The organism is Ferdinandcohnia sp. GQ5 (assembly GCF_059759275.1).
In genome coordinates, this window is sequence record NZ_JCAXEW010000003.1 from 119162 (window position 1) to 143312 (window position 24151).

Sequence of the window (24151 nt, forward strand, 5' to 3'; positions counted from 1 at the left end):
AAAGGAGGAAATCAAAAATGACAGTAAAAGTTGGTATTAATGGTTTTGGACGTATTGGTCGTAACGTATTACGTGCGGCTCTAAAAAATCCAAATGTTGAAGTAGTAGCAGTAAACGATTTAACAGATGCAAATATGTTAGCACATCTATTAAAGTATGATACAGTTCATGGTGTTCTTAATGCAGAAGTATCTGTTAATGGAAACAACCTTGTTGTTAATGGAAAAGAGATCTTAGTTAAAGCTGAGCGCGACCCAGCTCAACTTGGTTGGGGAGACCTTGGAGTTGAGGTAGTTATTGAATCAACTGGTCGTTTCACTAAGCGTTCTGATGCAGCAAAACATATAGAAGCTGGTGCAAAGAAAGTTATCATTTCTGCTCCTGCAACTGATGAAGATATTACTATCGTTATGGGTGTTAACGAAGATAAGTACGATGCAGCAAGCCATGACGTAATTTCTAATGCTTCTTGTACAACAAACTGTTTAGCTCCATTTGCTAAAGTTCTAAATGAAAACTTTGGAATTAAGCGTGGTATGATGACAACTGTTCACTCTTACACAAATGACCAACAAATCCTTGACTTACCACATAAGGACTACCGTCGTGCTCGTGCAGCAGCTGAAAACATTATCCCAACATCTACTGGTGCTGCAAAAGCTGTTTCTCTAGTATTACCTGAATTAAAAGGTAAATTAAACGGTGGGGCAATGCGTGTTCCAACTCCAAACGTGTCTCTTGTAGACTTAGTAGCTGAGTTAGAAAAAGACGTAACTGTTGAGGAAGTAAATGCTGCATTACGCAAAGCTTCTGAAAATGAATTAAACGGAATTATGGGTTACAGTGAAGAGCCACTTGTTTCAAGTGACTACAACGGAAATTCAAATTCTTCAACTATCGATGCTCTTTCAACAATGGTTATGGAAGGCAGCATGGTAAAAGTTATCTCTTGGTATGACAACGAAAGTGGTTACTCTCACCGTGTAGTTGACCTTGTAGATTACATCGCATCAAAGGGTCTATAATTTTATTCAGCAGGAGTACCCCTCCTGAATAAATTAAGCCTCCGGCGGATGCCACGATTTTTTAATGGTAACGTTTCGAGCGTAAGATCAAAGACTAAAACCGCCACATCCTGTGGCAACGTCTTTGTGACCCACATCGTGTGGGCCTAAAAAAATCGGGCGCAAATACGCCGAGGCGTATTTGATTAAGTTACCGTTTGATTAGTATGTCATATTAGTCAATTAGTAAAACACATTGTTCTTTTAAACTAAAGCAACAACCACTATAATAGAACTTGTGAAGGGAAGGGAATGTTCCCTTCCCTTTTTGATGTCTATATGAGATGCTAATTACCGCTAGGATACTTTGTGCTTAGGGCACATGTTTTTTACCAACATTACATAGAACGGAGGCCTTCCCTGTGAATAAGAAATCAGTTAGAGATATGGATGTAAAAGGCAAGCGAGTTTTTTGTCGAGTTGATTTTAACGTTCCAATGCAAGATGGTCAGGTAACTGATGAGACTCGTATTCGTGCAGCATTACCAACAATTGAGTACCTTCGTAAAGAAGGGGCAAAGGTCATTTTAGCGAGTCACCTTGGTCGTCCGAAAGGTAAAGCTGTTGATGAGCTTCGCTTAGATCCAGTTGCTAAGCGTTTAGGCGAACATTTAGGTATCGAAGTTCGCAAAACAAATGAAGCATACGGTCCAGAGGTTGAACAAACCATCTCAGAGATGAACGAAGGCGATGTTCTTTTACTTGAAAACGTTCGTTTTTACCCTGGAGAAGAAAAGAATGATCCAGAGCTAGCAAAACAATTTGCATCACTTGCTGATGTGTATGTAAATGACGCATTCGGTGCCGCTCACCGTGCACATGCTTCAACAGCTGGGATCGCTGAACACATACCAGCAGTAGCAGGTTTCTTAATGGAAAAAGAAATCGAAGTATTAGGTAAAGCACTTTCTAACCCAGAGCGTCCTTTCACTGCAATTATTGGTGGTGCGAAAGTTAAGGACAAAATTGGTGTTATCGAAAACCTCCTAGAAAAAGTAGATAACTTAATCATTGGTGGAGGACTTGCTTATACATTCGTAAAAGCTCAAGGTCACGAAATCGGTAAATCACTTTTAGAGGAAGATAAGATTGATCTTGCTACCCAATTCATGAACAAAGCAAAAGAAAAAGGCGTTAATTTCTATATGCCTGTTGATGTAAAAGTTGCAGACGACTTCTCAAATGATGCTAACACTAAAATTGTTTCAATCGAAGAGATTCCTAGCGATTGGGAAGCACTTGATATTGGACCAAAAACAGCTGAACTTTACAGAGATGTTATCCTAAACTCTAAACTTGTCATTTGGAACGGACCAATGGGTGTATTTGAATTAGATGCATTCGCTAACGGAACAAAAGCCGTTGGTCAAGCACTAGCTGATGCTACTGATACATACTCAATTATTGGTGGCGGTGACTCTGCAGCAGCAGTTGAGAAATTCGGCCTAGCTGATAAAATGAGCCACATTTCAACTGGTGGTGGAGCATCGCTAGAATTTATGGAAGGTAAAGAGCTTCCAGGAGTCGTACTACTTAACGATAAATAAAAAAATAAGTGCAACTAGTTTTCAATGTCTAGTTCCAGGCGCTTCGGCTCTCGGGTCTAAGCCAATCGCTTCGGAAGGTAAAAAGACACCTTCTGTCAGCGCTCGTCTTATGCTTGTTACCTAAGACTGTGCGCCGTGCACTTTTCTAATCGAAAGGGATGGTGAACATGAGAAAGCCAATCATTGCAGGAAACTGGAAAATGAATAAGGTTCTTTCTGAAGCAGTTCATTTTGTAGAAGAAATTAATGGTCTAATTCCATCACCAGAAAAGGTTGATTCTGTTGTTTGTGCGCCAGCACTATTTTTAGAGCGCCTAGTTGCAAACGTAAAAGCAGGAAACTATGACCTTAAAATTGGTGCGCAAAATATGCACTTTGAAGAAAGCGGAGCATTTACAGGAGAAATCAGCCCTGTAGCTTTAAAGGATCTAGGTGTTGACTATGTCATCCTTGGTCACTCTGAGCGCCGTGAAATGTTCGCTGAAACTGATGAGACAGTGAATCAAAAAACACTTGCAGCATTTGCTCATGGATTAGTTCCAATCGTATGCTGTGGTGAAACATTAGAGCAACGTGAAGCAGGCCAAACAAATGACTTAGTTGGAACACAAATTCAAAAGGCATTAGCAGGTCTTACAGCTGAACAAGCGAAAGAAGTTGTCATTGCCTATGAACCAATCTGGGCAATCGGAACAGGTAAATCTTCTTCAGCAGAAGATGCTAACGAAGTTTGTGCACATATCCGTAAAGTAGTAGCTGAACAATTCTCTGCTGATGTAGCAGATGCTGTTCGCATTCAATACGGCGGAAGTGTTAAACCAGAAAACATTAAAGAATACATGGCACAACCAGATATTGATGGTGCTCTAGTTGGTGGAGCTAGTCTTGATGCTTCCTCTTTTGTTAAGCTTTTGGAGGCGCAGAAGTAATGAGTAAATCTCCAGTTGCACTAATCATTTTAGATGGTTTTGCTTTTCGCGATGAAGTAAAAGGAAATGCAGTTGCTCAAGCAAACAAACCAAATTTTGATCGTTTTTGGAACCAATACCCACACGCTACTTTACAGGCAAGTGGCGAGGCTGTTGGTTTACCAGAAGGCCAAATGGGGAATTCAGAGGTAGGACACTTAAATATCGGTGCAGGCCGAGTTGTTTACCAAAGTTTAACTCGTGTTAATGTTGCGATTCGCGATCATGAATTTGAGCAAAACGAAACATTCCTTGATGCGATGAAACATGTAAAGGAAAATGGAACTGCCCTCCACCTATTCGGTTTATTATCAGATGGCGGTGTACATAGTCACATTGATCATCTATTTGCATTGTTACGACTTGCTGCATCAGAAGGCGTTGAAAAAGTATATATTCATGGCTTTTTAGATGGAAGAGACGTGGGTCCTCAAACCGCGAGAATATATCTAGAACAGCTTGATGAAAAAATAAAAGAATACGGTGTTGGTGAAATCGCAACCTTGTCTGGCCGTTATTATTCAATGGACCGTGACAAACGTTGGGAGCGCGTTGAAAAGTCATACCGTTCAATGGTTTACGGAGAAGGTCCAACATATAAAAATGCATTTGAACTTGTCGATGATTCCTATGCAAATGGCATTTACGATGAATTCGTTCTACCATCTGTCATTGTAAAAGAAGATGGTTCACCAGTTGCAACGATTCAAGACAATGATGCGGTGATCTTTTATAATTTTAGACCAGACCGTGCCATCCAAATTTCAAATACGTTTACAAATGAAGACTTCCGTTCATTTGATCGTGGACCAAAGCATCCAAACAAGCTATTCTTTGTGTGCTTAACTCACTTCAGTGAAAGTGTAGATGGATACGTGGCATTCAAGCCAACGAATCTCGATAACACTTTAGGGGAAGTACTTTCACAAAATGGTTTAAAACAGCTTCGCATTGCGGAAACTGAAAAATATCCTCACGTTACTTTCTTTATGAGTGGTGGACGTGAAAAGGAATTCCCTGGTGAAACTCGTATTTTAATTAACTCACCAAAAGTGGCAACTTATGACCTTAAGCCAGAAATGAGTGCTTATGAGGTAAGGGATGCACTTTTACAAGAAATTGCAGATGATAAGCATGACGCAATTATCTTAAACTTTGCAAACCCAGATATGGTTGGACACTCAGGCTTACTTGAGCCAACGATTAAAGCTATTGAAGTAGTTGACGAGTGCTTAGGAGAAGTAGTTGATGCCATTGTTGCTAAAGGTGGAGCAGCCATCATCACAGCTGACCATGGTAACTCTGATGAGGTTGTTACCCTTGAAGGCAATCCAATGACTGCACATACTACGAATCCAGTACCTGTGATTGTAACAAAAGAAGGTTTTGCATTACGAGAAGACGGAATCCTAGGAGACTTAGCACCAACCATGCTTGACCTACTAGGTATTCAAAAATCAGCTGAAATGACTGGAAACAGCTTACTTAAGAAATAAAAGTAACTGATTCATTTTTAAAAGAACGACCTAATAAACTATTTTTTAATCGAAAAGGAGAGATTTTATTATGTCAATTATCATAGATGTATACGCTCGTGAAGTATTAGATTCTCGTGGAAATCCTACAGTTGAAGTTGAAGTATATACTGAGTCCGGCGCATTTGGCCGTGCTTTAGTACCAAGTGGTGCTTCAACTGGTGAATATGAAGCAGTTGAGCTTCGTGATGGCGATAAGAGCCGTTACCTTGGAAAAGGTGTACAAACAGCTGTTAACAATGTTAATGAAATCATTGCTGCAGAAATCATCGGTTTCGACGTAACTGACCAAGTTGCAATCGACCGTGCATTAATTGAGCTTGATGGCACAGAAAACAAAGGTAAATTAGGTGCAAACGCAATTCTTGGTGTATCTATGGCAGCGGCTCGTGCAGCAGCTGACTTCCTTGAAATTCCTTTATACCAATACCTTGGTGGCTTCAACTCAAAAACTCTTCCAGTACCAATGATGAACATCATCAACGGTGGAGAGCATGCGGATAACAACGTTGACATTCAAGAATTCATGGTTATGCCTGTTGGTGCAGAAAGCTTCAAAGAAGCACTTCGCATGGGCGCAGAAATTTTCCACAACCTAAAAGCAGTTTTACAAGCAAAAGGCTTAAACACAGCTGTTGGTGATGAAGGTGGATTTGCTCCAAACCTTGGTTCAAACGAAGAAGCTCTACAAACAATCGTAGAAGCAATTGAAAAAGCTGGTTACAAGCCAGGCGAGCAAGTACGTCTTGCAATGGATGCAGCATCTTCTGAGTTCTACAACAAAGAAGACGGTAAATACCATCTTAAAGGGGAAGGTAAAGTTCTTTCTTCTGAAGAAATGGTTGCATTCTACGAAGATCTTGTTTCAAAATACCCAATCATCTCTATTGAAGATGGTTTAGACGAGAACGACTGGGAAGGTCACAAGCTTCTAACTGAGCGCCTAGGTAAAAAAGTTCAGCTAGTTGGTGACGATCTATTTGTTACAAATACAAAGAAACTTTCTGAAGGTATTGAAAGAGGCGTAGGTAACTCAATCCTTATCAAAGTAAACCAAATCGGTACATTAACTGAAACATTTGATGCAATCGAAATGGCAAAACGCGCAGGCTACACTGCAGTTATCTCTCACCGTTCTGGTGAAACAGAAGACAGCACAATCGCTGACATCGCAGTTGCTACAAACGCTGGCCAAATCAAGACTGGTGCTCCATCACGTACTGACCGTGTTGCGAAATACAACCAATTACTACGTATTGAAGACAATCTTGGAGAAACAGCTCAATACAACGGATTAGCATCTTTCTACAACCTAAGAGGTTAATCTCATAAAAGGAAAACGACAAGCTTAGTGGCTTGTCGTTTTTTTTTGCTGAATTGTGGTTTCGCGGTTAAACACACAACCCTGAGAGCGTAAAGAGGTATGGATTATCCTAGAACTTTCCAGATTAGTGCCCGCAAAGAACATAAAGAGGACCGGTGTTTCCTAGAACCTTCCAGACTCGAACCCGCAAAGAACATAAAGAGGATCAGTGTTTCCTAGAACTTTCCAGATTCGTACCCGCAAAGAACATAAAGAGGACCGATGTTTCCTAGAACCTTCCAGACTCGAACCCGCAAAGAACATAAAGAGGATCGGTGTTTCCTAGAACCTTCCAGACTCGAACCCGCAAAGAACATAAAGAGGATCAGTGTTTCCTAGAACTTTCCAGATTCGTACCCGCAAAGAACATAAAGAGGACCGGTGTTTCCTAGAACTTTCCAGATTCGTACCCGCAAAGAACATAAAGAAGACTGCATTTTCCTAAAAATACCCAGATTCGCACTCGTTAAGCACGAATAAAGATGAAGAATCTCCTCAAAACATGGAGCACGACTTCTAACTACTTTTCTTTCTTCGGCTGCTGCTTCTTTTGCTTATCTTGCTGTGTATTCTCACCTAAATAATTCGCTTTGTGTTTTTTCTGTTCTTTTACCATTTCATCAAAATCCCAATTGATCACTTATCATCATCCCTTTCAAGGTAGTCAACCTTAATATGGACGTTAACAGCCCAAATCATGAAGTGAATCCTTGGAAAAAACTACGACATATTGTAGTTCCATATATTAGGTTTGAAAAAAATGTAAAGTCAGAAAATGCAGTATTGTCCACTTTGTATTTTTATGGTACATTTATACTAACGTCATATGCGTTCTCGTTCAGGAGGTGTAGTTTTATATGTTGCATGGAGTATTTGTTACATTATTAGTAATCGTATGTATCGCGTTGATCGTAGTGGTCTTATTACAATCCGGTAAAAGCGCAGGTCTATCTGGCGCTATCTCTGGTGGTGCTGAGCAGTTATTCGGAAAGCAAAAGGCTCGTGGACTTGACGCAGTTTTACACCGAATTACAGTTGTCTTAGCGGTATTATTCTTTGTTCTTACAATTGCAGTATCATACTTTGAACTATAAAACTATTCAAAAGTAGGTTAGACAGTAGATGTCTAGCCTTTTTTATTGCGTATAAAAAGGTCTTTCATGTACGATAGTAGAATACCGAAAAAATGCGCAAAATAAACATATTGGATGTCGAAAAATAATAATTCAAAAATTCGACGAATCAGAAGCAAGAAGGTCAAGGAACTAGCTGCTTGAGGACCGGAGTGAGGCGACTACATAGAATATTCTTCCATGCAGCCTTGTGCTGAGGAATTTACATTCTAGAATGAACGAGTAGACGCAAGCACATATACAAGGTACTCGTTCCATCTTTGGTTAAAATCTTGCAGAGATTCGCAGCTTATCATTTGGCGAATTTTTGAATACCATCATAAAGGAGTTATACATAATGAAGATCAAACTACCTCAACCTTTCCTATTTGAAGGTGGAGAAAAGGCTGTTTTATTACTACATGGTTTTACAGGAAATTCGGCAGATGTTCGAATGCTCGGCCGTTTCCTTGAAAATAGAGGCTATACCTGTCATGCACCCATATACAAAGGACATGGTGTTCCACCGGAAGAATTAGTCCATACCGGTCACGAGGATTGGTGGAAGGACGTCATGAATGGCTATCAGTTTTTAAAAGACAAAGGCTACGAAAATATTGCTGTTGCAGGATTGTCACTTGGTGGGGTATTTTCGTTAAAATTGGGATACACTGTACCTATAAAAGGGATAGTGACGATGTGTGCGCCTATGTATTTAAAAAGCGAAGAGGTCATGTATGAGGGTGTTGTTGAGTATGCACGGGAATATAAGCGATTTGAAGGGAAATCACCTGAACAAATCGAGCAAGAAATTGAAGAATTTAAGAAGACCCCGATGAATACGTTAAAAGCATTGCAAAACCTAATCGCAGAAGTGCGGGATAATGTCGATATGATTTATTCGCCTACTTTTGTTGCACAGGCTCGTCATGACAAAATGATAAATCCTGATAGTGCGAATATTATATATGAAGCAGTTGAAAATGATTTTAAAAAGATTAAATGGTACGAAGAGTCAGGACATGTCATTACCCTAGACAAAGAACGTGACCAACTGCATGAGGATGTGTATGCATTTTTAGAGCAGTTAGATTGGTAACGGGAGGGAAAAAAATGGAACAAGATATCCAAAAACATATTAATCAATTATTGGACTTTATGAAGGAAGAAGCCTACAAGCCATTAACTGTTCAGGAACTTGAGGAGGCTTTCGGAATTAAAGGTTCGGAGGATTTTAAGGACTTTGTCAAAGCTCTTGTGGTAATGGAAGAACAGGGCTTAGTCGTTCGAACTCGAAGTAATCGCTACGGTCTTCCGGAAAAAATGAACCTTGTTAGAGGAACTCTTACTGGGCATGCGAAAGGTTTTGCATTTGTGATGCCGGAAGATAAGACAATGGATGATGTATTTATTCCACCAAATGAATTAAAGAATGCAATGCATGGTGATACCGTTCTTGTTCGAATAAGCACGGAGTCTTCTGGTCAACGCAAAGAAGGCACCGTTGTTCGGATTATTGAACGCGGCGTGAAAACAATTGTAGGTACATATACGGAAAGTAAAAGCTTTGGATTCGTTATTCCTGATGATAAAAAAATTGCCAATGACATCTTCATTCCGAAGCAGGCATCACATGGTGCAATTGAGGGACATAAGGTTGTCGTCAAGCTTGTCACATATCCTGAAGGGAGAATGAGTGCGGAAGGAGAAGTAGTTGAAATTTTAGGTCATAAAAATGACCCTGGAATCGATATTCTTTCGGTTATTCATAAGCATGGCCTTCCACAGGAATTTCCAAGGGATGTATTAGAACAGGCAAACAATACACCAGATACGATCGATCCAAAAGATCTCGAAGATCGACGCGATTTACGAAATGAAGTTATAGTTACTATCGATGGTGCCGATGCTAAAGACTTAGATGACGCTGTAACAGTTACAAAGCTTGAGAATGGCAATTACAAGCTAGGTGTGCATATTGCTGACGTTACCCATTATGTAACAGAAGGTTCGCCTATTGATAAGGAAGCGAGTGACCGCGGAACTAGTATTTATCTTGTCGATCGCGTGATTCCGATGATTCCACATCGTTTATCCAATGGGATTTGTTCATTAAATCCAAAGGTTGATCGTCTAACATTATCATGTGAGATGGAGGTTGACCAAAACGGTGCTGTTGTTAAACATGATATTTTCCAAAGTGTTATTAAAACGACGGAACGGATGACGTATTCGGATGTAAACAGCATTCTTGTAGACAAAGACGAAGAACTAAGAACACGTTATGAGCCACTCGTTCCTATGTTTGAAGATATGGAACAACTTGCTACAATTCTTCGTGAAAAACGAATGAAACGTGGCGCGATTGACTTTGATTTTAAAGAAGCAAAGGTTCTTGTGAACGAAGAAGGCGCACCATATGATGTCGTCTTAAGGGAGCGTTCCGTGGGTGAACGATTAATTGAAGAGTTCATGCTACTTGCAAACGAAACAGTTGCTGAGCATTTCCATTGGATGAATGTGCCGTTTATTTACCGAATTCACGAGGATCCTAATGAAGAGAAGTTAAGACGTTTCTTAGAATTCATTACGAACTTTGGCTATCTTGTAAGAGGAGCTGGAAATTCAATTCATCCTCGTGCATTACAGGAAGTCATTGAAGCAGTTCAGGGTAAACCTGAGGAAATGGTTGTTTCAACCGTCATGTTGCGTTCAATGAAACAAGCAAAATACGATCCAGAAAGCGTGGGTCACTTTGGATTATCAACTGATTTTTATACACATTTCACGTCGCCAATTCGACGTTATCCAGACTTAATCGTTCATCGATTGATCCGTACCTATTTAATTCAAGGAAAGCTAGACAATGCCACTCAGGATAAATGGAAGGAAAAACTTCCGGATATTGCTGAGCATTCCTCCAATATGGAACGTCGTGCAGTTGAAGCTGAACGTGAAACAGATAGCATGAAAAAAGCAGAGTACATGATGGATAAAATCGGTGAGGAATACGATGGCATCATAAGTTCTGTTACAAACTTTGGAATGTTTGTTGAGCTTCCAAATACAATTGAAGGACTCGTTCACGTAAGTTATTTAACAGATGACTATTACCGGTATGACGAAAGAAGTTACGCGATGATTGGAGAACGGACCGGGAATGTATTCCGCATAGGTGATGAAATTACGGTTCGTGTTATCAACGTAAATAAGGATGAGCGTTCTGTTGACTTTGAGGTTGTCGGCATGAAAGGAAGCCGTCGCAAGTTTTCGAAGGAACAACCTACGATTATTAAATCCGAAAAAAGAAGAGGTCGATCTAGTTCGAATGATGACAAGAAGAGCGACCGTAATAACGATGGCGAATGGTCAACTCGCAAACCACGTAAGAAAAAGAAGAATTTTGATAATGTACCTTCTCAGAAAAATAAGAAACGCAAGAAGAGAAGATAACCTAAAGTACTCCACAAGTGTGGAGTGCTTTTTTATGCTGGGCTTTTGAATAGTGTTTGTTTAATTTAATAGGTGGTGGATTCATGGCATGGATGTATTTCTATGCTAAAAAGGCAATTAGTAAGCAACAGACTCAGGGGTGTGGGTCCATGAATTATTTTATGTTATTGAGTCGAGCCCTTGCCTTGTGATGTTGTCCAATTTTTGTTAAAATATAAGGTACCGTGTTAAGGGGGAAATCAATATGCCAAAAGGTGCAGGCAAGGTAATCGCACAAAACAAAAAAGCCAATCATGATTATTTTATTGAAGAAACCTATGAAACAGGAATTGTTCTTCAAGGGACAGAAATTAAGTCTCTTCGAAATGGCAGAGCCAATTTGAAGGATTCATATGCCCGTGTTCATAACGGTGAAGTATTCCTGTACAACATGCATATTAGCCCTTATGAGCAAGGTAACCGATATAATCATGAACCGCTGCGTACACGTAAGCTTCTACTTCATAAAAAAGAGATTAACAAACTAATTGGTCTTACAAAGGAAGAAGGCTATGCGCTTGTTCCAATTAAAATCTATTTAAAAAATGGGTATGCAAAGCTTTTATTAGGTCTTGGTAAAGGTAAGAAAAAGTACGACAAACGTGAAGATCTGAAGAAAAAAGAAGCGAAACGTGACATCGAACGTGCTTTCAGAGAACGACAAAAGATGTAACTTTATTCAGCAGTAGTTTACAAACTCTAATTTATTGATAGATGAATCAAAAGTTTAACGAATAATCAAAGTTACGGCATAACTGAATAAAGTTAGCCTCCGGCGGATGCCACAGATTTTTTAAATGTAATTTTTCGAGCGTGCTCGAAAAAAATCAGGGCGCAAATACACCGATGTGTATTTGATTCACGTAACTTACAATAACTTACAATTGAAATTGTAAGTACATGTGCTATAATAAGACATGTGGTTGACAATTGAATAGTCAACGAAAGCAAAAACACTTCATCCGAAACACCCAGATAACTGGTGATTAAGTTCATCATTATCATTTAAGAATGTTTGGCGAATTAGAAGCAAGAAGGTCAAGGAAGCGAAGTGAGTGAGAACCGGAGCGTATTAGACATACGTGAGGATTTGAACGAGCAAGCTGACGAAGAGATTCACCGCTTATCATTCGACATATGGGGACGCTACGGATTCGACAGGGGTAGTTTGAGCTTAAGTTGCGAGTCGAGGGGATCGGCCTCGTTAAAACGTCAACGCCTATAACTGGCAAAGAAAACAACAACTTCGCTTTAGCTGCTTAATAACAGTCTATAGCGGTTCCTCCCTCCATCGCCCATGTGGTAGGGTCAGGGACTCACTTTAAGTGGGCTACGCCGGAGTTCGCCGTCTGAGGACGAAGGAAGAGAACAACCAGACTAGCTGCTTGGAAGCCTGTCGATAGGCTGAAAAGTTAGCGAAATGCTAATATATCGACTACACTCGTAGAAGCTTAAGTGCCAATATCTTTGGACGTGGGTTCGATTAGTAATTAGTCGCCTTATGTGGTAACACATAAGTGATAATCCGGCTTTATCGGTGAAACCTAAGTCGTACTTGATGCGATAAGGCAATGCCGAGCGGTATGTAGAGTAATCTAACAGCCGTGTATCGACTTATAGGCTGCCATGAATCATGGTAGTACTAGGATGCGAAATCCTACCTGACTAGGTACAAATTATATTTCGCATAATACGCCGGAGGACCTGATAACTTCTTCAGGTTCAAGATATAGTCAGTGCCATGACGAAAGCATGGAATAGCACGTCCCACCGTCTCCACCAAATACATATACTTGGTGGTTAAATACGAAATTGACACGGACTCACCGATATGGTGAGTCCGTTTTACATTTTCAAAAAAGTATTCTTCAAACATAATTTTCTTTCGTAATAATTCTGAACTGTACTTTCCATTTCGAGTAATTTAAGGAATCTACCTCAACTCCTTCTTGATTTATGAAAGCGCTCTATATTTATATTGACAGCTTGGCACGAGTGGGCTAATATTCAGGTAAATATTCTTTATTTTTGGAATATTATTTATATTGGGAGTATAAATAATAGACGAGAGGGGACTGAGAGGAATTTGAGAACAAACACCATAGCCGAGGCCGTCCGTCGTACGGCCACACGGATCCCGCATAGTACTGCTATTGTGTTCAACGATAGGGAGTGGAGTTACCGTGAACTTGACATGGCAGTCACACGTATTGCGCGAAAACTGCGTGAACAAGGGGTGGAAAAGGGAGACAGAGTTGCCTCCTACGGTAAAAACTCCGATCTGTATGTTTTACTGTTTCTGGCCACGTCACGTATTGGAGCTATTCACGTTCCGGTGAACTTTCAGCTCCGAGCCGGTGAACTCGATTACATTCTTGGAGATTCCGACCCATCGCTCATAATCGCTGACCGAGACCTTGCCAATGCAATCTCCCAGACTAGTTTGAACAGCCATCGGCAGGTACTAAGATTCGAGGACGAGCTCCTGGAGTGGACCTTCAGTAACGATAACCGTCCTGTGGAAGATGAAGAGTTCGATGTTGAGGATACAGATGTTGCACAGTTACTCTACACCTCAGGCACCACGTCGGACCCAAAAGGTGCAATCATGACGCATCGTGCTCTGATGCACCATTACATGAGTTGTATCCACGGTCTGGACATCAAGGAATCAGATCGTGCGCTCCATTGCCTGCCACTTTACCATTCCGCGCAGATGCATGTGTTTATGTTACCGGCATTGTTAGTAGGTGGCTGGAACAAGGTGCTTCCTGCTCCGGAGGCTGGTGTTGTGCTTGAAACCATGGAACGAGATGAAATCACATCTTTCTTCGCCGCTCCAACTGTTTGGGTTTCAATCGCAAATCACTCTGACCTGACGACCCGGGACCTTGGGAATCTTCAGAAGGCCTATTATGGGGCATCAATCATGCCTGGACCAATACTCGAACGACTGCAGAAGTGTCTGCCCAAGCTTGGTTTCTACAACGTGTACGGCCAGTCCGAGATGGGACCTGCTTGTACAGTCTTGCGTCCTGAGGAGCATGCGGATCATCCAGGTTCCGCAGGAAGACCAATGCTCTTCGTCGAGGCTCGGGTTGTGGACACCGAAGGTAATAGTGTTCCTCCTGGCGAACTTGGCGAAATTGTATACCGTTCACCCCAGCTTTGTCTAGGATACTGGAACAAAAGTGAAGCAACGGCAAAGGCGTTCGCTGGTGGTTGGTTCCACTCTGGAGATCTCGTGAAGCAGGACGAGAACGGATACATCGAGGTGATTGATCGGGTGAAGGATGTCATTAACACTGGTGGTGTTCTAGTGGCCTCCCGCCAGATAGAGGACTGCATCTACGAATTACCTCAGGTCGCTGAAGTCGCAGTTGTTGGTGTGCCGGATGAAAAGTGGATTGAGGCAGTCACTGCCTTCGTTGTCATCAAAACTCCAGTGTCTGAGGAGGAGATCCTCCAGCATGTCAGGAACAATTTAGCCAGCTTTAAGGTACCAAAGAAAATCGAATTTGTGGACGAATTGCCAAGAAACGCTAGCGGCAAAATCCTTAAGCGGCAGCTGCGTGATGTTGGAAGTTCAAAGAGCGCTACGTGAGTCTGTCTACTTTTTTTCCGAAATAAGGATAAATGGTCGCATAAATGTAGATTAAATCAAAAAAAGCTATAGACATCAGGTCTATAGCTTTTTCTAATGTTCCTATATCTTTAATTTTTAGCCCCATAACTAATTAGGTTAGCAAAGATACGATATCCTCCAGGTACCTGAGCACCGATTTGGCGATAGAACACGAGGTTAGTGTAAAGGTAAGTCCCTTCACCGTATTCAGCCATTAGGATTCCACTTGTGAATGGGTCCTCACCTGGGTCTGCCATTGAAACGAATGTTTCATACTGTTCAGCCCATTCCATTGGGAAGTAAAGTCCTCTTTCTTGTACCCAGTTGTCCCAGTCTTTGCTAGTAATCTTGTTAGGGAAATTAAAGAGATCATGCTCTGGCTGAAGTACATTAACCTCTGCATTTTCATCCGTTACGCGCCAGCGAATGGATGGTGTACCAATTTTTAAATGATATGGCGGTGTTAGATTAGCATCCCATGGATCTGCTGCAGTCACATATTGCATGACTAAATGTCCACCATTTTCCACATATTCAAGCAATCTTTCATTATTTGCTAGTAGATCCTCTCTACCAAGAGTTGCGCGAATCCCCGTAACGATTGTATCGTATTGAGATAGATCTCCAGTGGCTAAATCTTCTGGAGTTAGCTTTGTAATATCAAACCCTGCATTTATGAAAGAATCAGCAATTGTGTCAAAGCCGCTATCGATGTAGCCAACTTTAAGGTTATCTGGTTTTAATAATTCAAAAGCAACACCGTTAATGTCGGCAGGATACATGAAGTAAGAATCATTAATATGCTCATATTTAATTTCTTGTACAGTCGTGTTGAAAGAATTTCCATCTGAATCTGCGATTGCTGCAATTGTAAAATTACCCTCTTCCACAGTTGATGGTGGCGCTAATGTGAATGATACTACTTTTTCCTCGAATCTTTCTGTGAAGTTTACCTCTCCTACAGCGGGTTCACTCGTCCAGCCTTCTGGAAGGTCTAGGGAAACCTTTGCAGTTTTAGAACCATTAGCATAGTTTTTCACCTTAACTGAGACTGGAATTTCATCTTGAACATTAGCCGTATTTACCGTAATGTTTACCGGATCCGGTGTAACGCTTAATTCAGGAAGAACACTTACCGCATTATCTAAGTCGATAACAGAAGTCGTTTCAACACCGTTTTCTTTAAAAGTTAACTGTGCTTGGATCGATGCATGATCGTATGGTTGAAAATACTCAGCATCAGCTGGAACAGTTACATTGAAACTTACAGTCTTTGATTCACCTGGCTTTAAGTGCTTTAACTGAATTGCACTTTCATGCTTCCAGTTTTCAGGAGTAAGTAAAGCCGCTTCAATATGGTTAATTTTTTGCTTACCGTTATTTGTAACAGTAACCTCTACTTGAGTTTGTTCACCTTGTGTCAACACGTAAGAACCAATTTCAGTATCAACAGCTAAGTTAGAAGATACAAAGCTTACTTGTTGAAGCTGTTCTTCTTTTAGCCCAAGCTTATGAAGAAGGTCGTTTTTCATTGCATCGTCCAGCTTACCAGATTTTGTAGTTGAGATTAGTTTTTGAACTGAGCGTAAAGCTTTTTGAGACTCAGGTAAAATTGCCTCGCGATTTGGATAAAGCTCAATAATCTTTTCTAGATTATTTTGTAATGAATCAAGTTGTTCACTGATATTTTTTGCAGGAACAATATCTGCCCAAGCATGGAAATCATAAGGAACACCCGCAAAAAGTTCTGTGGATTCTGCTCCTACTGCTGTTTTCTCTAATTTCAGATGTTGTTGCTTTGGTTCAACAGGAATATCGCGTCCCATTCCTTGGCTTTTATGTAGATACCTTGAAGCTTCACCAAGTTGTGGATAGCTCATTCCATAGATTGGATCATAATCACCAATTTCAATCGATGTGGTAGCTTCTTCCTTTGAAACTGGTAAGTAAAGCTTTTTAACTTGCCAAGGCTCCAACCCATTTTTTAGTTGCTCTGGAAATATAGAGGGATCAGCAGCATCTTCAAATGCTTTAACTGATAGAATATTGATCAATCTGTGATGTCCGTGTTGGCTATCAACGTTTAGGAAAGAAGGCATGACAATATCAGGTTGATAGGTTCTAATAAATTTAATGAGGCGCTCGTAAGTTACTTCCTCACCCCATTTTTCAAGCGTTTCGTCTGGTGATTTGGAAAAACCGAAATCATAAATCGCATCAGAGGTTGTTTCACTTAAGTGATAGGCTTTAACACCGTTTACCTTTGCGGCTTCTATCATTTCATTTGAACGAATAATTCCAAGCGCATTTCCTAGTTCGTTTCCAATCGCGTTTTGACCGCCTTCACCGCGGTTAGCTATCAGACTTGCTGTTTTAACACCTAGCCCTCGGGATAAATAGGCTAAAAAATCACTACGTTCATCATCTGGGTGTGCACCTGTGTTTAAGAAAGTGACAGTGGTATCTAGAGGCTTAACTGCATTCCAAAGTTCAACATCGGCTTCACTTTGTTCTTGTGCTAGACTGAGTGGTGGGAATAATGAAGCAAGTAAAAGAATGGACATCAATACATAGAGACATTTCTTCATTTTGTAACCCCTTTCAATTTTGGATAAAAAAATTCACAAAACACTCCTTTCTTAGGATTTTTAGTTAGTAATTGTAACTAACTAACTAATGATCATCCCTTCAATTCGAATTATATATCCTTTCTGAATATTGTAAATATTACCAAATAACTATTTGCTATTTTTTTGTAGGTATAACGTAGGAGGCATATAGTTATAAGACAAACTATTAATATAATAGTAAAAATAAGCTTTACCAGTCTACTTAGTAAATTTCGAAAATTTAGTATTGTAAACGATACCAAATTGTTATATAGTGTAGTTGAATTAGTTAAACTTACTAACTAACTATACGAAATAAGGCCGTGATGTTATGAATAAACTACCATCCCATCTTCGTGTACGAACGAATAATAAAAAAATGGTCCTTCAATGTATTCGATTTTATCAACCAATTTCAAGGGCAGAAATATCTGAAAAACTAAATATTAGTAAACCGACTGTTTCCTTACTGGTTGATGAACTAGTACGAGAGAATTGGATTTGTGAAAAGGGAAATGGTGAATCCTCTTCACAAGGAGGAAGAAGGCCTATTCATCTATATTTTAATGAAAACGCTGCTTATGTAATTGGAACAGACATTGGAGGAACAAAGGTAAGAATTATTATTTCCGATCTGAACGGAAAGATGCTATGTTCAACAAGCTTTAGCACAAGTAAGTATTTAGAAAGTGGCTTAATCAAACAAATACATAAAGAGGTACAAGAGTTGATACAAAGTAGCGGGCTTGACCCAACTAAGATATTAGGAATGGGAATAGGCGTACCAGGCATTACAGAAACAGTATCAGGCGTTGTTGTGGAAGCACCAAGTTTAAATTGGGTTCGTTATCCGATTTTGATGGAGGCGGAGCAATACTTTTCTTTCCCAGTCTTCGTTGATAATGATGTGAATGTAGCAGTTCTTGGAGAACAATGGTTAGGAAACGCGAGGAATAAGGAAAATGTTTTATTTATTGCTGTCGGGACTGGAATTGGAAGTGGCATTATTATTCAGAATCAGTTATATCGTGGCTTCTCAAATGCGGCTGGGGAATTCGGATATATCGTCACTGATAAGAACGATATAAAAAATGAATTTAAACCCACTTTTCACCGGTATGGTTATCTTGAAAGTGTTGCTGGAGGGAAAGCAATCGGAGAAAAAGTAACAAAGCTGATCTTGCAACACGAGGATCACCCTATGTATAAAGAGGCACTGAAATCCGAAATCACAGGAGAGCAGTCTTTTTTACTGGCAAAAACAGGTGATGAGATTGCCCAAACAGTGGTAGATGAAGCGATTGAACATCTTGCATATGGAATTATCAATGCAGCCACTCTATTAAATCCAGAAATAATCATATTAGATGGCGGGGTCATGAAGTCATCCGATTATATTCTTCCTAAATTACGACTAATGGTTCAAAGATATCTTCCGAGTTCAGTTGAATTACAATTGTCGCAATTAGGAGAACATGCAGGCGTTCTTGGAGCTATCTCGCTATTCCTCAGAGAACATGAAAGTATCTTAAACTAGCTGGAAAAGCAGAATACACATAACTTATCTGCATAATTTATAACAAGCTCATCTTCTATTTGATTCTTAGTAGGACGATTTGTCCTACTTTTGAATAAATAAAATGATTTAAGGGGGATTCTTATGTTTAAAAAGAAGCATTTTTTAGTTCTTTTGATTGCAGCATTGATGCTCTTTGTATCGGCATGCTCTGGTAGTTCTTCTACTGAGGAAGAGGAGCCAGCTGATGGAAATGACGATGGCAAAACGGAAGAAACAGCTGAAGCAAGTGGTAACCTCGTAATCTACACAGCTCGTGACCAAACAATTGTGGATCAAGTTGTCGAGATGTTCAACGAAAAGTACCCAGATGTCAAGGTTGATGTATTAACAATGGGTGCTCAACAAGTTCTTGAGCGTGTTCGTGGAGAAAAAGCAAATCCACAAGCTGATTTCTGGTGGGGAGGTACGCAATCTGCGTTCATGACAGCAGCAGATGAAGATTTACTTGAATCATTTAAGCCAAGCTTTGATGCTAGCATTCTTCCAGAACATAAGGATGCTGAAGGCCGTTGGTATGGTGAAATGCTTTTACCAGAGGTAATCATGATTAACTCTGACATGCTTTCGAAAGAAGAAGCTCCACAGGATTGGGATGATCTTCTTGATCCAAAATGGAAGAATGAAATTATTATCCGTGGTGTATTAGCATCCGGAACGATGAGAACCATCTACTCTGCAATGATTCATGAGCAAGGTGCTGATAATCCAGATGCTGGGTACGAATGGCTTGCAAAATTAGATGCGAATACAAAAGAATATGCACAAGATCCTACTAATCTATACTTAAAGCTTGCTCGTCAAGAAGGTTCTATTTCTCTTTGGAATCTGCAAGATATTTTAATTCAAAAAAACCAGCATAACCAACCATTTGATTTCGTGTATCCAGAAAGTGGTGCACCAATCTTAGTTGATGCTGTTGGTCTTGTGAAAAATGCAAAGAACCTTGAGAATGCAAAATTGTTCTATGAGTTCTTGTTTGAACCAGAAACACGTAAAACGTTAGCTGAAGATTTATACCAAATTCCAACTCGTACAGATATTGATAAGTCTACGATGCCAGAATGGTATCAAGATCTTGAACTTAAGTCATTAGATCTTGATTGGTCAGTAATGGCTGAAAAAGAAGCTGAGTGGATGCAACATTGGGATGAAAATATCAAAGGTAAAAATTAATAGGTTTTAACTTTATTCACTGAATAAAGTTAAAGCCTCCGGCGGATGCCACAGATTTTTTAGAGGAAGTTTTCGCAGCGTAAGATCAAAGACTAAAAACGCCACATCCTATGGCAACGTCTTTGTGACCCACGTCCTGTGGGCCTAAAATCTGGGCGCAAATACGCCAAAGCGCATTTGATTAAAAGGGGGTGAAGAGTTATTTTCACCCCTTTTTAAAGTTTATGGAAGTTTCATTTTTATACAGCGAGGTGTTTGGTTTGAAAAATGTAAGACTTGATCATGTTAGTAAAATGTTTGGTAAAGCAAGAGGGGTAGAAAATGTAAATATCGACGTAAAACCTGGTGAGTTTTTCACATTTTTAGGTCCATCAGGATGTGGGAAGACAACGACATTGCGGATGATAGCGGGATTTTATTTTCCTACAGAGGGGAAAATCCTGTTTGACAATAAAGATGTAACAACCCTCCAGCCAAACAAGCGTAACATTGGTATGGTATTCCAAAACTACGCCCTATTCCCACATATGACCGTATTTGAAAATATTGCATTCGGTCTTGAAGTACGTAAATTACCGAAAGCCGTTATTAAAGAAAAGGTAGAAAAAGCACAAAAGCTTGTTCACCTTGATCAATATGGTACGCGTAAAATCAATGAGTTATCTGGTGGACAACAGCAGCGTGTTGCTTTAGCACGTGCGCTCGTTATTGAACCGGATATTCTTCTACTCGACGAACCATTGTCAAACTTAGATGCGAAGCTTCGTGAGGAAACGAGAATTGAGATTAAGAGATTGCAAGTTGAATTAGGTGTCACAACGATCTATGTTACTCATGACCAAACGGAAGCCATGACGATGTCTGATCGCATAATGGTTATGAAAGATGGAGTAGTTCAGCAAATTGGCACTCCTCAAGAAATCTATAATCGTCCTTCCAACCACTTTGTAGCCTCCTTTATTGGAGAAGCCAATATTGTTAATGGCGAAGTTGTTGAGATTAATGGGGACGCAGTCAAAGTGAAATTCGAAGAGGATGTTTTCGTAACAGGTTCAATGACTCAATCTGCAAATGGGAAGAAGCTAGTTGTAGGTGAAAAAATCAAATGCTCGATTCGACCAGAAGCATTGCATGAAGGACCAGGTGTAAACCAACTAACAGGCACGGTTCAGCTTGTCGAATTTACAGGGGTCAGCATCAATTATCTTGTGAAAATAGGATCTAATCTGATAAAAGTCATGATTATTAATAAAGGTAACAAAATCCTAAGTCGCGGTGATTCAATTACCCTTCATGTACCTGAAAATGGAATTTACTTGATTGGTGAATAGGAGGTGAAAGAATGAGTGCGAATCAAAGTACTGTAGTGCAAGAGAACTGGTGGGCACGACTTACCCGTTCGAAATATTTTGTGTATGTTTTAATTTCTCCGTTGTTTTTAGTGTTATTAGCTTATGTTATTTATCCGTTTTATCAAACGTTTATCCAATCCGTGGTCGGTGAAGAAGGTGCAAATCTCGAAAATTACCAACGCTTCTTTGGTTTAACAAGTACAGCAAACCTAGAGGCGCTTTGGACAAGTATATATATATCGGTAATTAGTGTAATTACGTGTGCCATTGTTGGTGTCACGATGGCATTTTTAATGGAACGTTACGAATTTCCAGGAAGAAAAATTCTCTCTGTCTTAATTCTAGTACCGATGGCGTTACCACCACTAGTAGGGGTACTGTCATTTACCTTCCTTTATGGGGAAAGTGGGATTATTCCGAGAGCTTTTCAAGCACTATTTAATCTGGAAGAGGTTCCATTTGCCTTAAGAGGTGTCGTTGGGGTAATTGTGGTACACACATTCACGATGTATACCTATTTTTATTTAACGGCGGCTGCAGCCATCAAAGGGTTAGATCCTTCATTGGAAGAGGCGGCAACGAGCCTTGGCTCTGGGAGGATTCGCATTTGGAGAAAGGTAATTCTGCCAATGCTAACTCCAGCACTCGTGGCATCTTCTTTACTTGTATTTATGATTTCAATGGCTTCCTATACAGCTCCCTTAATGTTCGGTGTAGAAAGAACCATGACGATGCAAATCTATCTATCTCGTACAAATGGAGATTTAGATATGGCGGCAACGCAATCAACAATCCTTTCCATTGTGTCTATTTCATTTTTAATTTTAATGAGATGGTATCAAGGAAGACGTAACTTCCAAAACCAAAGCAAAGGGGTTAGTGTTCACAGAACTGAATTACGTTCCCCATTTGTAAAATACTTATCAATGTTCCTTTCATTTGTTGGGGTTATAATCTTGATGCTTCCAATTCTTGTTCTTGTACTTATTTCGTTTTCTGTGGACGGGGAATGGACGGTGCAAATTATCCCGACAGCGTACACCCTTCAACACTATATTGACCTGTTTACAGATGAACGAACATGGCGCCCGATTTGGAACAGTTTACAGATGAGTTTTGTCGCAACAGCAGGTAATATCCTATTTGGTGTGGCAGCGGCCTATGCAATGGTTCGGACGAAATTTAAAGGCAAAGCCTTATTAGATATTCTCATCATGGTTCCTTGGGCATTACCTGGTACGGTTGTAGCGGTTAACTTAATCGCAGCATTTAGTGAACCTAACGTGTTCAGTTTTAACCAAGTGTTAATCGGTACCTTCTGGATTTTACCTTTGGCCTATTTTGTACGACATTTACCATTGATTTTCCGTTCTACTTCTGCAGCTTTAATGCAAATGGATGAATCGGTTGAAGAAGCAGCGCGAAGTTTAGGGGCCAATTGGTGGTACACATTTAGAAGAGTAGTTGTTCCAATGGCCTTCTCAGGTATTCTTGCTGGTACCTTACTTGCACTAGTTCAGGGGTTAGGTGAATTCGTTGCTTCAATCCTAATTTATAGTACGTCAACGATGCCACTATCAGTTGCGATATTCCAAAAAATGTACGCTTTCCAATTTGGAACTGCGTGTGCATATGGCGTTCTTCAAATCATTTTAATTATTACAGTTCTATTTATTTCACAAAAGATTACGGATGGAAAAGCAGGCTCCGCAATCTAACTTTATTCAGCTGAGAGCCTCTACTTTTAGAAGAGGGGAAGCAGGATGTGACCTAATCAAGGCGTGTTCAAACCAAGGTTGAATAAAGTTTGGCCTCCGGCGGATGCCACGATTTTTCAAAGGAATCTTTTCGAGCAGTAAGTTCAAAGACTAATAACGCCACATCCTGTGGCAACGTCTTTATGACCCACATCGTGTGGGCCTAAAAATCTGGCGGCAAATACGCCAAGGCGCATTTGATATAGGAGGAGGATAATCGTATGAAGGCTAGTGATGTTCACGGAAGAGACTTGAAGACATTGGAGCGGGCTACGTTTGCGGTTGTTCCATTAGGGAGTTTTGAGTACCATGGGCCGCATTCTCCTTTAGGAACGGATATTATTCTTGCTGATGGATTTGCAGATTTAATTGATGATGAATTAGGCGGAGCTGTTTTTCCAACGGTACCCTACACAGCATGTCCTGGAAAAACATCTAAATATCAAGGGACGATCCCGATTCGGCCAAGTATAATTACCGAATATTTAATTGATATTACGATGGGAATTATCAACCAAGGGATTAAGAAGATTGTTCTTTTAAATGCTCATGATGCCAATATGGGAGTTTCTCGAACAGTCGCAGAATTTGTGACCGGGAAACATACGGACGCTAGCTTCTTGTTAATCAACTGGTGGCAGATGGTTGCGATCGATGCTGCTGAAGAGATTGGATTTGTGGGGACAAAAGGTAGAGGGCATGGTGGCCCATATGAAATGTCCGCGGTAAAAGCATTTCGTCCCGATTTGGTGCAAGTTCAGGAAGTGGACACAGAATTTAAAGAAGTGACCCCACTTTCTTCTATGCCATATGTTCTTGTAGAAGGAACACCGAGAGCTTGGGATGGCTATACAGGTCTCATTCAACAAACCTCCTATGAAAAAGGAAAGTTAATTGTAGATAAGGCAGCGGTAAACATGAATGAGTTAATTAAAAATTGGATCGCTGATGAAGAAACAGAAGGGATTGACTAGA

Annotated in this window: 16 protein-coding genes and 1 other RNA gene; 16 read left to right on the plus strand and 1 reads right to left on the minus strand. The window is 40.2% G+C overall.

Annotated features, from left to right (window positions below):
- Nucleotides 1-17: 17 nt before the first annotated feature.
- The 11 genes from gap to AC6CHV_RS04915 all read left to right on the plus strand — a co-directional run bounded on the left by gap (nucleotide 18) and on the right by AC6CHV_RS04915 (nucleotide 14685).
- Nucleotides 18-1025, plus strand: a complete 1008-nt coding sequence (gap, locus tag AC6CHV_RS04865; RefSeq protein WP_498078249.1) for a type I glyceraldehyde-3-phosphate dehydrogenase — start codon at nucleotides 18-20, stop codon at nucleotides 1023-1025.
- 401 nt (nucleotides 1026-1426) lie between these two features.
- On the plus strand, nucleotides 1427-2611 hold the full coding sequence (locus tag AC6CHV_RS04870) for a phosphoglycerate kinase (protein WP_121446322.1): 1185 nt from the start codon (nucleotides 1427-1429) through the stop codon (nucleotides 2609-2611).
- Nucleotides 2612-2778: 167 nt separating this feature from the next.
- Nucleotides 2779-3540: a triose-phosphate isomerase gene (gene tpiA / locus AC6CHV_RS04875; protein WP_440274241.1), complete on the plus strand. Its 762-nt coding sequence runs from the start codon at nucleotides 2779-2781 to the stop codon at nucleotides 3538-3540.
- The gene (gene gpmI, locus AC6CHV_RS04880) at nucleotides 3540-5075 is read left to right on the plus strand and encodes a 2,3-bisphosphoglycerate-independent phosphoglycerate mutase (RefSeq protein WP_440274240.1); all 1536 of its coding nucleotides are present in this window, start codon (nucleotides 3540-3542) and stop codon (nucleotides 5073-5075) included. The genes tpiA and gpmI overlap by 1 nt, the downstream gene beginning before the upstream one ends.
- A 70-nt stretch (nucleotides 5076-5145) precedes the next feature.
- The gene (gene eno, locus AC6CHV_RS04885; RefSeq protein WP_099352520.1) at nucleotides 5146-6438 is read left to right on the plus strand and encodes a phosphopyruvate hydratase; all 1293 of its coding nucleotides are present in this window, start codon (nucleotides 5146-5148) and stop codon (nucleotides 6436-6438) included.
- A gap of 899 nt (nucleotides 6439-7337) precedes the next feature.
- Nucleotides 7338-7571, plus strand: coding sequence for a preprotein translocase subunit SecG (gene secG, locus AC6CHV_RS04890; RefSeq protein ID WP_121446491.1), 234 nt, complete (start codon nucleotides 7338-7340; stop codon nucleotides 7569-7571).
- 376 nt (nucleotides 7572-7947) lie between these two features.
- Nucleotides 7948-8688: an alpha/beta hydrolase gene (locus AC6CHV_RS04895; RefSeq protein WP_440274239.1), complete on the plus strand. Its 741-nt coding sequence runs from the start codon at nucleotides 7948-7950 to the stop codon at nucleotides 8686-8688.
- Between the two features lie 14 nt (nucleotides 8689-8702).
- Nucleotides 8703-11042, plus strand: a complete 2340-nt coding sequence (gene rnr, locus AC6CHV_RS04900; protein WP_440274238.1) for a ribonuclease R — start codon at nucleotides 8703-8705, stop codon at nucleotides 11040-11042.
- 244 nt (nucleotides 11043-11286) lie between these two features.
- Nucleotides 11287-11754: an SsrA-binding protein SmpB gene (gene smpB, locus AC6CHV_RS04905; protein ID WP_099361583.1), complete on the plus strand. Its 468-nt coding sequence runs from the start codon at nucleotides 11287-11289 to the stop codon at nucleotides 11752-11754.
- A gap of 474 nt (nucleotides 11755-12228) precedes the next feature.
- Nucleotides 12229-12567, plus strand: a transfer-messenger RNA (tmRNA) gene (gene ssrA / locus AC6CHV_RS04910).
- Nucleotides 12568-13167: 600 nt separating this feature from the next.
- Nucleotides 13168-14685: a fatty acyl-CoA synthetase gene (locus tag AC6CHV_RS04915; RefSeq protein ID WP_498078250.1), complete on the plus strand. Its 1518-nt coding sequence runs from the start codon at nucleotides 13168-13170 to the stop codon at nucleotides 14683-14685.
- Nucleotides 14686-14795: 110 nt separating this feature from the next.
- On the opposite strand, the gene AC6CHV_RS04920 is transcribed toward AC6CHV_RS04915, so the two are convergent.
- Complete coding sequence (locus AC6CHV_RS04920) at nucleotides 14796-17294, minus strand: NEW3 domain-containing protein (RefSeq protein ID WP_498078251.1); 2499 nt, start codon at nucleotides 17292-17294, stop codon at nucleotides 14796-14798.
- 352 nt (nucleotides 17295-17646) lie between these two features.
- Between AC6CHV_RS04920 and AC6CHV_RS04925 the strand changes: the two genes are divergently transcribed.
- From AC6CHV_RS04925 to AC6CHV_RS04945, 5 genes are all read left to right on the plus strand, one after another.
- The gene (locus AC6CHV_RS04925; protein WP_121446316.1) at nucleotides 17647-18852 is read left to right on the plus strand and encodes an ROK family transcriptional regulator; all 1206 of its coding nucleotides are present in this window, start codon (nucleotides 17647-17649) and stop codon (nucleotides 18850-18852) included.
- A gap of 123 nt (nucleotides 18853-18975) precedes the next feature.
- On the plus strand, nucleotides 18976-20067 hold the full coding sequence (locus tag AC6CHV_RS04930) for an extracellular solute-binding protein (RefSeq protein ID WP_121446315.1): 1092 nt from the start codon (nucleotides 18976-18978) through the stop codon (nucleotides 20065-20067).
- A gap of 260 nt (nucleotides 20068-20327) precedes the next feature.
- On the plus strand, nucleotides 20328-21398 hold the full coding sequence (locus tag AC6CHV_RS04935) for an ABC transporter ATP-binding protein (RefSeq protein ID WP_121446489.1): 1071 nt from the start codon (nucleotides 20328-20330) through the stop codon (nucleotides 21396-21398).
- Between the two features lie 11 nt (nucleotides 21399-21409).
- Nucleotides 21410-23137, plus strand: a complete 1728-nt coding sequence (locus AC6CHV_RS04940; protein ID WP_121446314.1) for an ABC transporter permease — start codon at nucleotides 21410-21412, stop codon at nucleotides 23135-23137.
- Between the two features lie 260 nt (nucleotides 23138-23397).
- On the plus strand, nucleotides 23398-24150 hold the full coding sequence (locus AC6CHV_RS04945) for a creatininase family protein (RefSeq protein WP_121446313.1): 753 nt from the start codon (nucleotides 23398-23400) through the stop codon (nucleotides 24148-24150).
- The last annotated feature ends 1 nt before the right edge of the window (nucleotide 24151 follow it).